14 protein-coding genes are annotated in these 11,897 nt (G+C 67.6%); 8 read left to right on the top strand and 6 right to left on the bottom strand.

Annotation, left to right across the window (positions count from 1 at the left end; genetic code table 11):
• Nucleotides 1–41 precede the first annotated feature (41 nt).
• Nucleotides 42–659, top strand: coding sequence for a signal peptidase I (gene lepB / locus KBY65_RS08835; protein WP_233128454.1), 618 nt, complete (start codon nt 42–44; stop codon nt 657–659).
• 30 nt (nt 660–689) lie between these two features.
• Nucleotides 690–1,049, top strand: a complete 360-nt coding sequence (locus KBY65_RS08830; RefSeq protein ID WP_094559513.1) for a DUF760 domain-containing protein — start codon at nt 690–692, stop codon at nt 1,047–1,049.
• Here KBY65_RS08830 and KBY65_RS08825 read toward each other — a convergent pair.
• From KBY65_RS08825 to KBY65_RS08815, 3 genes are read right to left on the bottom strand one after another with little or no spacing between them, the layout of a single operon-like run.
• Nucleotides 1,039–2,301 carry a DUF4336 domain-containing protein gene (locus tag KBY65_RS08825; protein ID WP_255001342.1) on the bottom strand — a complete coding sequence of 421 codons (1,263 nt, stop codon included), beginning with the start codon at nt 2,299–2,301 and terminating at the stop codon, nt 1,039–1,041. The two genes, KBY65_RS08830 and KBY65_RS08825, sit on opposite strands and share 11 nt — an antisense overlap.
• 1 nt (nt 2,302) lies before the next feature.
• Nucleotides 2,303–3,112 (bottom strand): zinc transporter ZupT, encoded by an 810-nt coding sequence (gene zupT, locus KBY65_RS08820; protein WP_198953834.1) that lies wholly within the window; start codon nt 3,110–3,112, stop codon nt 2,303–2,305.
• Nucleotides 3,109–4,425 carry a YcjF family protein gene (locus tag KBY65_RS08815; RefSeq protein ID WP_094559636.1) on the bottom strand — a complete coding sequence of 439 codons (1,317 nt, stop codon included), beginning with the start codon at nt 4,423–4,425 and terminating at the stop codon, nt 3,109–3,111. The genes zupT and KBY65_RS08815 overlap by 4 nt, the downstream gene beginning before the upstream one ends.
• Before the next feature lie 193 nt (nt 4,426–4,618).
• Between KBY65_RS08815 and KBY65_RS08810 the strand changes: the two genes are divergently transcribed.
• From KBY65_RS08810 to trpS, 4 genes are read left to right on the top strand one after another with little or no spacing between them, the layout of a single operon-like run.
• Nucleotides 4,619–5,542 (top strand): cation diffusion facilitator family transporter, encoded by a 924-nt coding sequence (locus KBY65_RS08810; RefSeq protein ID WP_255001391.1) that lies wholly within the window; start codon nt 4,619–4,621, stop codon nt 5,540–5,542.
• A complete protein-coding gene (locus KBY65_RS08805; protein ID WP_198953833.1) occupies nt 5,535–6,047 on the top strand; it encodes a hypothetical protein in 513 nt (170 codons plus the stop codon). Before KBY65_RS08810 ends, KBY65_RS08805 begins: the two co-directional genes overlap by 8 nt.
• Nucleotides 6,048–6,064: 17 nt before the next feature.
• A complete protein-coding gene (locus KBY65_RS08800; protein WP_094559635.1) occupies nt 6,065–6,598 on the top strand; it encodes a hypothetical protein in 534 nt (177 codons plus the stop codon).
• A gap of 5 nt (nt 6,599–6,603) precedes the next feature.
• Entirely contained in the window at nt 6,604–7,632 is a 1,029-nt protein-coding gene (gene trpS, locus KBY65_RS08795) for a tryptophan--tRNA ligase (RefSeq protein ID WP_094559510.1), read from the top strand.
• A gap of 141 nt (nt 7,633–7,773) precedes the next feature.
• Here the strand turns inward: trpS and KBY65_RS08790 are convergent, their stop codons facing one another.
• From KBY65_RS08790 to KBY65_RS08780, 3 genes are read right to left on the bottom strand one after another with little or no spacing between them, the layout of a single operon-like run.
• Nucleotides 7,774–8,166, bottom strand: coding sequence for a DUF2752 domain-containing protein (locus KBY65_RS08790; RefSeq protein WP_094559509.1), 393 nt, complete (start codon nt 8,164–8,166; stop codon nt 7,774–7,776).
• 2 nt (nt 8,167–8,168) lie between these two features.
• Complete coding sequence (locus tag KBY65_RS08785; RefSeq protein ID WP_254987257.1) at nt 8,169–8,615, bottom strand: TM2 domain-containing protein; 447 nt, start codon at nt 8,613–8,615, stop codon at nt 8,169–8,171.
• A gap of 2 nt (nt 8,616–8,617) precedes the next feature.
• A complete protein-coding gene (locus KBY65_RS08780; RefSeq protein WP_094559507.1) occupies nt 8,618–9,028 on the bottom strand; it encodes a DUF2605 family protein in 411 nt (136 codons plus the stop codon).
• Between the two features lie 155 nt (nt 9,029–9,183).
• Here KBY65_RS08780 and thrS point away from each other — a divergent pair, with 155 nt between their 5' ends.
• Both thrS and glk read left to right on the top strand, forming a co-directional pair.
• Nucleotides 9,184–10,905: a threonine--tRNA ligase gene (thrS, locus tag KBY65_RS08775; protein WP_255001390.1), complete on the top strand. Its 1,722-nt coding sequence runs from the start codon at nt 9,184–9,186 to the stop codon at nt 10,903–10,905.
• A complete protein-coding gene (gene glk, locus KBY65_RS08770; protein ID WP_255001340.1) occupies nt 10,902–11,897 on the top strand; it encodes a glucokinase in 996 nt (331 codons plus the stop codon). Before thrS ends, glk begins: the two co-directional genes overlap by 4 nt.

The following is an 11,897-nucleotide window of genomic DNA, read 5'->3' as shown; positions in this document are numbered from 1 at the left end:
CGGGGCCATACAGGATGGGGCAACCATCCTCCCTTGCGCCCTTGGCCCCAACGCCCCCCAGCAATTCCAGCAGCACCAACGGCCTGTTGCAGGCCCTGCGCCGTCAGGTTTTGCCTGTGCTGGCCTGGGTGGTGCTGGCTCTGGTGCTGCGCTGGGCGGTGCTGGAACCCCGCTGGATCCCCTCCGGCTCGATGCTGCCGACGCTGCAACTGCAGGACCGGGTGTTGGTGGAGAAGCTGCGGGCCCGCCTGCATCGCCCCGTGCCCATTGGCTCCGTGGTGGTCTTCCACCCGCCGCCGGCCCTGCTCGAGGCGGGCTACGACCCCAATGCCGCCCTGATCAAGCGGGTGGTGGCCGAAGCCGGCGACCGGGTGGAGGTGCGCGAGGGGGTGCTCTGGCGCAACGGTGCTCCAGCCCCGATGGATTGGTCGGCCGAACCGATGAACTACCACCTGGAGCCCTTGACGGTGCCGCCGGATCACCTGCTGGTGCTGGGCGACAACCGCAACGCCAGCCTGGATTCCCACCTGTGGGGCCCCCTGCCCCGAGCGGCGGTGATCGGCACGGCGGTGCTGCGCTACTGGCCGCTCAACCGATTCGGCTGGTTACGGTTCTCCCTCCTGGGCCACCCCCCTGGTGCAGCGGGAGAGCTGGGGTAGGGTGCAATTCGGACGCAGCGCACACCGGCGATGTTCAACCCGGAGTTCCTGACCACCGACAACGAAGCGATCAGCGGCAACTCGCTGATCCAGTACCTCCAGGAGCAATCTCCGGATGTGCTGCAACGGGTGGCGCGCTCGGCCAGCGGCGACATTCAGGACATCATTCGCCACAACGTGCAAGGCCTGCTGGGCATGCTTCCCGGCGAGCAGTTTGAAGTGAAGATCCAAACCAACCGCGACAACCTGGCTGGCCTGCTGGCCTCCGCCATGATGACCGGTTACTTCCTGCGCCAGATGGAGCAGCGCATGGAGCTTGACACCAGCTTGCTGGGCTGTGGCGATCTGGATTCGGAGCTGGACGCCGATCCTGGTGAACTCAGGCTCTGAGCCGCTCCTCGTCTGATTGCGAACGATCTGATTCCGAACGATCCGACTCCGTCGGGCTTGGCTCCATCACTTCGGGTTGCAGCGGTTGGTTGGGCACCAGCCCAAGCTGCAACAACGCGCGATCGATACCAGCGAGATAGGCCCAGCTGCCGTTGTCCGGGGCCCAGGGACGCCCCTCGAGCGCATCGGCCAGGGCCATGAGCCGTTCAGGACTGCAGGGGACAGGCGCGTCGTAGTGAGCCGGCACCAGCCAGCGCAGCTCCGGATGAGCCGCCAACGCCCGGATCCAGCCCAGTAGAGCCGCCTGGCAGCGCGGGAACACCAACCGCTCCAGCACCGGCGCCACCAGTAGGGCCGAGCCCTCGCCCGGCACCAACCGCCGGAATTCCTGCTGCCAGTGTTGCTGCCAGCGGAAGGGGTAAAGCCCGAAATAGGCGCGGCTCTCCCGCACGCCCGGGGCCAGCAGCCCGGAGAGCAGCTCCCGCCAGCCGGGCACCTGCAACGGCTCTGGGCGCAGGTAGGAGGCAAACAGCACCAGGCGCTGCCAACCGCGACGGCGTTGCTCAGGGGTATCGAGCAGGGGGTCGTCACCCCGCTCCCGGGCGTGGAAGAGCAGGGGGCTGGGATCGGCGGCAAACAGCTCGGGCGGCTCGGCGCTGATCGCCACCAGGGCATCGGTAACCAGCAGGCTGCCGCTGGCGCAATGCAGGCAAGCCGCTTCCATGAAGGTGCCCAGGCCCAGATCCAGCGGACCCAGGGGGATCCAGCGCAGTTCATCGGTGTGGGGCAGCCCCTGCTCAAACAGCACCCGAGTGCGCTGGGCTGGAAAGCCCAGCCAGCTCAGGGGCAGCTGCACGGGAAAGCTCCATTGCCGCGGGGTCACCCACACCTGCGCCGCCGGGAAGGCCCGCGCCAGGGCTGGCAGGGGCAACTTGTGCTCCAGGCCCGAGCTGGTGGGCAGCACGATCGTGAGCACCGGCCCATAGCGAGCTTCCAGCTCGGCCAGGGCCCCGCGCACCTCACCGGTGGGCGGCAGCGGGGCGTAGAGCATCAGCCCGGCGCGCAACCGCACCACCGTCATGCGGATCGGCACCGCCACGTAGAACACCCCCTGCAGCTGCTCCAGACTCCAGACCTGTTCGGGAATCAGCTCACGCACCACGGTGCGGCGGAGGCCGTAGGGGTAGAGCGGCAGCAGGGGCCACCAGGGCCAGCGCTGCTGGGCGGTGCGATCGGCAGGAAGGGCGTTCACCTCAGGCCAGCAACACCAGAGAGATGCTCATCACCACCATCCCCGCCGTCACTCCCGCAATCATCAGGTGATGGTGGGCACCAGTGCGCTGGGCGGCCGGCAGCAGCTCATCGAGGCAGATGTAGACCATCAGCCCGGCCACACTGGCGAACACCAGACCCATCACGGTGTTGCCGAGGTAGGGGCGCAAAAACAGGTACCCCACCACGGCGCCAATCGGCTCCGCCAGGCCCGACGCAAACGACACCCAGAAGGCCTTGCGACGGCTGCCGGTGGCGAAATACACGGGCGCGGAGATCGCCAGCCCCTCCGGAATGTTGTGGATGGCGATGGCAATGGCGATGCCAATCCCCAGGCGTGGGCTGGAGAGGGCCCCCACAAAGGTGGCCAGACCCTCTGGAAAGTTGTGAATGGCAATCGCCAGCGCCGAAAACAAACCCGTGCGCAAAAGGGTTTGCGACTTCACGCCGGACTGATCCCCATCCGTGAGAGCCAGATTGTGGGAGGGCAGGGCGTTGTCGATCAGGGCAATCAGCAACATGCCGGCGAAAAAAGCCAGCACGGTGGCGGCGTAACCCGCGGCCGGCCCCAGTCCCAGCGCCAACGACTCCCGGGCCTTGGGAAAGATCTCCACGAAGGAGACGTAGATCATCACACCGGCAGAGAAGCTCAGCGACAGGGTGAGCACCCTGGGGCTGAACCGCCGCGACACCAGCCCCAGCAGGCTGCCGAGCCCCGTGCACAATCCTGCCGCCAGGGTGAGCGAGAAGGCAAACACCACCCGCTGATCCATCTCGAGCAAGGGCGTCATACCCCAGGGGCGGGCAGACCCGCGGCCGACTGGCTGCGCAACCACTGGCGTGCCTGCTCAAGGAACGCTGCCCAATCGAGCTTTTCCGCCTCCGCAGCTCGGGACACCAGCAGGGGCGCCTGGCGTTGGATGGCGGCCAGATCCGGTTCCGGCACGCCAACGGAAAGGGCGAGCATGTCGGCCATGGCACGGGCCACCACCCGGGTGAGGTAGGCGGCACTGAGGGCCTGCATCGCCCCACCCACCAACCAGGTGGCGCCGTGCCACTTGACCACCCCGGCCAGGGCCTGGCTGCTCCACTCGACCACCCCGAGGGCTAGAGAGGCCTTGGCCAGTTCGGTGGCAGCCGCCTGCAACTGCTCCAGGGTCCAGGGGCAGTTCCAGATGCGGGCCATGTCCCGCAGCATCAACCCGTTGGCCACCGCCAGCACCAACAGATCGAGGCTCGGCAGGGGGGCCGCCACCACACCGGCAGCCACCAGCCACTGGGTGCGGCGCTGCAGCGGCAGAAAATGCTGGCGGCGCAGCCGCTCCAGATCGCTCTGCCAGCGGCCATGGAGCTGCTGCAACCTGCGCAGCTGGCGGTCCCGACGCAGGGCCGGGGCGGTGCTGGCCAGCTGCCGCGCCAAGGGAGCGAGGCTCGCCGCCAGGCTCTGGGGTTGTCCATCCCAGAACAACAGGCGCTGGGCCAATTCAGGCCCCAGCTGAGATTCCAGCTCGGCGGCCAGCGGCTCCTGGGTCTGGTTGCTGCGATCCACCAACAACCAGGCCGGCTGGCCGCTAGGCAGGGCTTCCAGCCAGCGCAGATCGGCGGCGGAGAGGGGCGTGCGCAGGTGATGGATCAAGCCATCACAGGCCTCAAACAGCGGCGGCCACGACCAGGCCGCACTCCAGGCGGGCAGCGGATGGGCCCAATGCAGCAGCAAGGTTTCGGGCCCGCGCAGGGCCTCCACCAGCGCAGGCTGAAGCTCCGCCCCCGGGGGCTGGGTGCCCACCAGGGCCAACATCAGGCCCGGCCGTGCCAACTCTTCCCGCAACGCGGCCAGCTGGGTTGCCCGCAGCTGGTGCGCCTCAGCCCCCTCTTCCTCCAGCTGGGCAAACTGAAGCTGCAGCTGCTCCAGCCGTTCCAGCCAGCCTGGAACATCGGTGGCAGGGGGTCCAATCGGGCGGGGGCGTCGCAGCCACCAAGCCCCCAGAGCCAGCCCCGCCAGGGTGAATCCAGGCGAAAGGGGCAGATGGCTGAGCCGCAGCAGGACATCGGTAGCCACCCAGCCACCCAGCCCCAGGCCAATCGCCGGGAGCCAGGGCCTCAAGGGAGCGGGAACGGCCTGGCGGGCCGCAGTCAGGCCAGCAAGCTCGGGGAGGATCACCGGCGGGGGCAACGGCGCTGGACGAATTGGAATTGGTGCATCTCTAGCTCAGCTTGGAACGCGGCGCCTCCGCCAAAAGTCACTAAGTTGAGTGCGTGTCTTGGCGGCTCCAGGGTTGAGCGACAACCGCGACAGGATGCAACGGCAGCCGGCGGCCCAGCAGGACCACCGCCAGCAGGTACAACGCGTGCTGCTGGTGGCCTTGGTGGTCAACGTCAGCATGACGCTGTTGAAAGTTGTGCTCGGCCTGTTCACAGGATCGCTGGCGATTCTTGCTGATGCGATGCACAGCGCCACCGACGGTTTCTCCAGCCTGCTTGGTCTGCTGACCAACAGCCTGTCGGATCCCGAACCCGACCGCGACCATCCTTACGGCCACCACAAGTACGAGGCCATCGGAGCGCTGGCGATTGCGGCCTTCATCCTGTTCACCGCTTTTGAAATTCTCCAAACCGCCGTCGAGCGCCTGCGGGGTGGGTTTCAGCCCCTGCGGCTGGAGGGCCAGGAGCTGGTGGTGTTGCTGCTGGTGCTGGGTTTCAACATCCTGTTGGCCAGCTATGAGCGCGAGGAAGGCCGGCGGCTTGGCAGCGCCCTGCTGACAGCCGATGCGACCCACACCAGCAGTGACATCTGGACCACTGTTGTGGTGCTGGTGGGTCTGAGTGGGGCGGTCTGGCTGAAGCTCAACTGGCTGGATGTCGCCCTGGCCATCCCCCTCTGCCTGCTGCTGGTGCGGGTGTGCTGGAGGGTGCTGCGCGCCAACCTGCCCCAGTTGGTGGACCAGATCGCCATCGCCCCTGAAGCCATCCACCAGGTGGCCATGAACGTGCCCGGGGTGCTCAACTGCCATGACATCGCCAGCCGGGGTGTCTTGGGCCAGCAGGTGTTCATCGACATGCACATGGTGGTGGATGCGACGGACCTGGCCACGGCCCACCGGATCACAGAGCTGGTGGAGGAGCACCTGCAGGACCAGTTCGGCAGGGTGCGCTGCACCATTCACCTTGAACCGCGTGAATACGCCAGTGCGGCGATCACCTTCAAGGGGACCCATGGCTGAGCTGCTCGAGGCGCTGACCTTGCGGCAGCGGGTGCTGGTGGAAACCTGGAGCGCTGAGCTCCAGGCTGCCCAGGGCTGGTGCGGATCCTTGCCGGTTGCCCTGCTCGAGCGCTGCTGGCTGCGGCTGCAACGGGTGCCTGTGGAACAGCTGGCCACGGTGCTGCCACCGGATGCCAGCGGCGAAGCCCCCGAGCTGGTGCGCTACCGCGCCTGGATCGCCGCCGGCCAACCGGCCTGGTCTGCCCAGGTGCGCTGCTGGCAGGAATTCGGCCAGCCGGCCTGCCAGGACGCCCTGCGCCGCTTTTGGAACCACCAGGACCGGGGCAACCACGGTTGGACTCTGCAGAGCTATCTGCAATTCCTGGAGACCTACCGGCGTCAGTGCGAGCCCGGTGTGACGCGGGCCCTGCCGTTGATCGTGCTCGCCCGCGGCGGTCAACGGGAGGCCCACAGCTTGCACTGGCTAGCCCCCCTGGGCCAGCCGATGCGGCACACTTGCGCCTGACTGCAAAGGCTGCGGCCATGGCCGACGACACCACCTCTTCCCAACCCCGCGACGACCGGGGGGGACGTCCCAGTGGGGGCCGCCCGCCCGGAAACCGGGAACCCGGCGGATTCCGCATCCGGCTGAGCGACAACGAAATGCGCGCTGCCAGGGCGATCCAAGACAGCTTTGGCCTGCGCTCCACGGTGGCGGCCCTTGGCCTGGCGATCCGCACCGTGGCCCAACTGCTTGAAGACGGCCAACTCGATGAGCTCGTGGCCCAACAACGGGCCCAGGCAGGCAACCGTGGCGATGGGCCTCGTGGCGAAGGCGCCCGTGGTGATCGTCCCCGCGGCGACCGCCGACCCGGATCGGGTGAAGTGCGTGGCGACCGTCAGGATCGCGCCCCCCGGATCGATCCCTTTGCCCGGCCCAGCAAACCGCCGGCCCCGGCGCCCGAGGTGGTTGAAGCTGTCGCCGAAACCGACGCCGAAGCCGTGGTTGATGCGGCCGTCGAAGCTGCCGAGGACGCACCCGTCAGCGCATCTGGCGACACCAGCACCGAGAGCTGAGACCCATGCCACGGCCGAGGGTTCTGTCCGGGGTCCAGCCCACCGGGGCCTTGCACCTCGGCAACTGGCTGGGGGCCATCCGCAACTGGGTGGACCTGCAGGACAGCCACGACACCTACTTCTGCGTGGTCGACCTGCACGCGATCACGGTGCCCCACGACCCGGCACGGCTGGCGGAGGACACCCTCACGACCGCAGCCCTGTATTTGGCCTGTGGCATTGACCCCCAGCGCGCCACGGTGTTCGTGCAGAGCCACGTCGCCGCCCATTGCGAGCTGGCCTGGCTGCTGAACTGCGTCACCCCGCTCAACTGGCTGGAGCGGATGATCCAGTTCAAGGAGAAGGCAATCAAACAGGGCGATCAGGTGTCGGTGGGGCTGCTGGATTACCCGGTGCTCATGGCCGCCGACATCCTGCTGTACGACGCCGATCTGGTGCCGGTGGGCGAAGACCAGAAGCAGCACCTGGAGCTGGCCCGCGACATCGCCCAACAGCGCATCAACGCCCGTTTTGCTCCGCGGGACCCCAGTGGCGAGCCGATCCCGGTGCTCAAAGTGCCCGAACCCCTGATCCTGCGCGAGGGGGCCAGGGTGATGAGCCTCACCGATGGCAGCGCCAAGATGAGCAAGAGCGATCCCAACGAGGGATCACGGATCAGCCTGCTCGATCCTCCCGAGCTGATCACCAAGAAGATCAAACGGGCCAAAACCGACCCCACCATGGGTTTGGAGTTTGGCAATCCCGAGCGACCAGAAGCGGACAACCTGCTGGGCCTCTACGCCCTGATGGCTGGCAAGACCCGCGATCAGGCCACCCAGGAGTGCGCCGCCATGGGCTGGGGCAGCTTCAAGCCGCTGCTGGCGGAAGCCACCGTTGAAGCGCTGCGCCCGTTGCAGGAGCGCTACACGCAGTGGCGCCAGGACAGCGGTGCCGTGGCAGCCGTGTTGCGGGAGGGGGAGGCCAAGGCAGCTGCGGTGGCCAACGAAACCCTGGAGCGGGTCCGCCAGGCCCTGGGTTTTCTGCCGCGCAGCTGAGCTGCACCTGAACCATGGCTTGCTGGCATCCCCGCCCCCATTCATTCAACTGAGACTCAGTGGGACGCAAGCGCTCGTCGCACGCTGCGTCCCACTTATCTACCCCTCGCTGCTGGTTTGAGCCGAAAACCGACAGCCATGTCAAGGCGGCAAAGGCTGGCCATGGCTCCAGCCCCAGAGCCGCAGCAACCAGTAGCCAACCGCCAGCGCCGCCAACACGACGGCTCCCTGGAGCAGTGGGCGCCGAGACAAACGGCCGCCGAAAGCCACCCAGACGCCCAGACCCACCGTCAGCGCCACAAGCAGCGGCCCGAAGGCATGCCAATGCAGCGCCTGAGCCAGGTCGCCCTGCAGGGTGGCGAGCACCGACCGCGTCAGATAGCAGGTGGGGCAGGGAATTCCAGTGAGCTGACGCACCGGGCAACGCCACAGCCCCAGAGGCAGGGCGCGGCCGTCGCCGGCCCTGGTCGCCAGTGCGAGCACCGTGGTGGCAGCCGCGATCCCGGCGGCGCGCACCAGCGTGGGGCGGCGCATGCTCACGGCTCCCGGTAAATCACCCGCCCCCGCGGGTCGTTGGCGACATCGAGCAGCTGGGCGTGCAGCAAGCGTTCGATTTCCTCACGCACCTCGCGACTCTCCACGCCCAGAGGCAGGTCCATCTCCAGGAGGGCATCGTTGAGGGTGAAACCGGCTTCACCGCTGCGGCGGGCCAATTGCACCAGCTGGCGCTCCACCGATGGCGGACCGCCCCGCAGCAGCAGGGACGCATTGGCCTGCTGCACCAACTCCGGCATCAGCCAGAGATCCACCAGCTGACCCACAAAGCAGAAGCCGAAGGTGAGCAGCCAGAGGACACCGCTGAGGGGCTTGCGGTTGTAAAAGCGGTGCACGCCGCACACACCCAGGCAACCGATGGCCCAGAGGCCATAGGCCAGGGCCAGGTTGCGTTGCTCCGCGCTGAGCAGCCGTCGCGAGCTCCGCATCTCTACTGCGACGGCTCCTCAGAGAATCTGGATCCAGGCGCCCCTGGCAGGGGCAATCCGGCGGGCCACTCCATCTCCGGCAGGGGCACGCCCTGCATCCGCAGGCTGGCCGACAGGTTCCACACCGTAAGCACCAGCTTGTGCCAAGGCGCCAGGGTCTCCATCTCCAGGGCCATCGGGATCGGGGCAGCCTGGCGCAGGCTGCTGGCAGCTGAGAGCTCTTTACGGGCCAGCTCCAGCCGGGCCCGCAGCTCATGTTGCTGCTCCTCAGGCATCACCGTTTCGGGGCAGTGGTCGAGCAGCACCAGCCCGCGCTCAAACCAGGTGCTGAAGTCGCCCAGCAGGGAACCCAGCAGCTGATCAAGCAGTGCCCCAGATGATTCCGGGGCTGGAGGGGGAGAGGAGGAACCCATCGATTCAGCCTAGGAGCGCTGCGTAGGATCGTCCCTCGCCCTTGATCGACGCGCGATCTGTGCCCGTGCCCGTGACCACCAGCAGCGCCGAGCCCGCACCGATCGCCCTGCCCAAAACCAGCGAGAGCGAGCGGTTGCTTCGCATCCGCCACTCGATGAGCCACGTGATGGCCATGGCGGTGCAGAAGCTCTTCCCGAAGGCCCAGGTGACCATCGGCCCCTGGACCGAGAGCGGCTTCTACTACGACTTCGACAGCCCTGATCCCTTCACCGAGGCCGACCTCAAGGCGATCAAGAAGGAGATGATCCGGATCATCAACAAGAAGCTGCCGCTCGAGCGGATCGAGGTGAGTCGGGCCGAGGCCGAGAGCCGGATCCAGGCCCAGAACGAGCCCTACAAACTCGAAATCCTCGCGGGCATCCAGGAGCCCATCAGCCTCTACACCCTCGGCGAGGAGTGGTGGGACCTCTGCGCCGGCCCCCACGTGGCCAACACCAGCGAACTGAACGCCAAGGCCTTTGAGCTCGAAAGTGTGGCGGGCGCCTACTGGCGCGGCGATGAAACCAAGGCCCAGCTGCAACGCATCTACGGCACCGCCTGGGAAACCCCTGAGCAGCTGGCCGAACACAAGCGCCGCAAGGAGGAAGCCCTACGCCGCGACCATCGGCGCCTGGGCACCGATCTGGACCTGTTTTCGATCGAGGATGAGGCCGGCGCTGGCCTGGTGTTCTGGCATCCGCGCGGTGCCCGCATGCGCCTGCTGATCGAAGACCTCTGGCGGGATCTGCACTTCAAAGCGGGCTACGAGCTTCTGTACACGCCCCACGTGGCCGACATCAGCCTCTGGAAGACCTCCGGCCACCTCGACTTCTACGCCGAGAGCATGTTTGGCCCGATGCAGGTGGATGAGCGCCAATACCAGCTCAAGCCGATGAACTGCCCGTTCCACGTGCTCACCTACGCCAGCACCCTGCGCAGCTACCGGGAGCTGCCGATCCGCTGGGCCGAGCTGGGCACCGTGTATCGCTACGAACGCCCCGGCGTGATGCACGGGCTGATGCGGGTGCGCGGTTTCACCCAGGACGACGCCCACGTGTTCTGCCTGCCGGAGCAGATCAGCGATGAGATCCTGCGCATCCTCGATCTCACCGAGCAGATCCTCAGCACCTTCGATTTCCGCAATTACGAGATCAACCTCTCCACCCGGCCGGAGAAATCGATCGGCGAGGACGCCGTGTGGGAACTGGCCACCCAGGGCCTGATCGAAGCGCTGAACCGCAAGGGCTGGGCCTACAAGATCGACGAGGGCGGCGGCGCCTTCTACGGCCCCAAGATCGACCTCAAAATCGAAGACGCCATCGGCCGGATGTGGCAGTGCTCCACGATCCAGCTCGACTTCAACCTGCCGGAGCGCTTCGCATTGGAGTACGTGGCCGCCGATGGCACGCGCCAGCGCCCGATCATGATCCACCGCGCCATCTTCGGCTCGCTGGAGCGGTTCTTCGGGATCATGACCGAGAACTACGCCGGCGATTTCCCCTTCTGGCTGGCCCCCGAGCAGATCAGGCTGCTGCCGGTCACCGATGAGGTGATGCCCTACGCCGAGGAGCTCCTCGGCCAGCTCAACGCCGCGGGCGTGCGCGCCAGGATCGACCACTCCGGCGATCGCCTTGGCAAGCTGATCCGCAACGGCGAGCAGATGAAGATCCCTGTGCTGGCTGTGATCGGCGCCAAAGAGGCCGAAAGCGGCCAGGTGAGCCTGCGCAGCCGCCGCGATGGGGATCTAGGCAGCGCGTCCGTGGCCGATCTGCTCGCGGCCGCGACGGGTGCCAATGCCCACCGCGCCGCAGGGCTGGGGCTCAGCGCACAGCCATGACCACCCTGCTGGCCGGCGACATCGGTGGCACCAAAACCCTCTTGGCGCTCTACGCGCTGGGGGAGAAAGGCAACCTGAGCCTGCTGGGCAGCGAGCGCTATTCATCGGCCGACTGGGACGATCTAGCGCCCATGGTGCGTGCCTTCCTGGCTGCCGGATCCCACCAGCCCCCGGCAGCGGCCTGCCTGGCGGTGGCCGGGCCGGTGGAGGGGGGGCAAGCCCAGCTCACCAACCTCAGCTGGCAGCTGGACGAGGCACGGCTGGCGAGCGCAACCGGGATCGGCCAGGTCGCGTTGGTCAATGATTTCGCTGTTCTGATTTACGGGCTGCCCCACCTCGCCGAGCACCAGCAGGCCCCGATCCGTCCGGGGCGACCTCGGCCCGAAGCGCCACTGCTGGTGTTGGGGGCGGGAACGGGCCTGGGGGTGGCCTACGGGGTGCCCACGCCCTCAGGCCTGGTTGCCATGGCCAGCGAAGCCGCCCATGGCGAATTTGCCCCCCGCAGCCAGGCGGAGTGGGAGCTCAAGCAATGGCTGGCCGCTGCACGCGGTCTGGAGCGGGTGTCGATTGAGCGGGTGGTGAGTGGCACGGGGCTCGGCGAGGTGGCGCGCTGGTTGCTGGCCAGTCGCCACCCGGACGCCGGCCATCCCCTCAGCGCCTTGGTGGATGGAGACGCCTTACCAGCGGCAGTGGCCGCAGCCGCCGCCCGGGGCGATGCCCTGGCGGGCGAAGCCCTGGCGCTCTGGATCAGCTGTTACGGCAGCGTCTGCGGCGATCTCGCCCTGGCCGGCCTGAGCCGCGGCGGGGTGTGGCTGGCCGGCGGTACCGCCGCAAAACTGCTGGCGGCCCTCCAGTCGCCCGGTTTCACGGAGGCCTTTCTGCGCAAGGGACGCCTCGCCGCCGTGCTGGCCGACATGCCGATCACCGCCGTACTCGATGCCGCGATCGGCCAGTTCAGCGCCGCCTGCCGAGCGCGCATGCTGGTGGCCTGA

Source organism: Cyanobium sp. Alchichica 3B3-8F6 (assembly GCF_024346435.1).
Classification (GTDB): domain Bacteria; phylum Cyanobacteriota; class Cyanobacteriia; order PCC-6307; family Cyanobiaceae; genus Cyanobium_A.
This window is presented reverse-complemented; position numbering and strand designations above follow the sequence as displayed.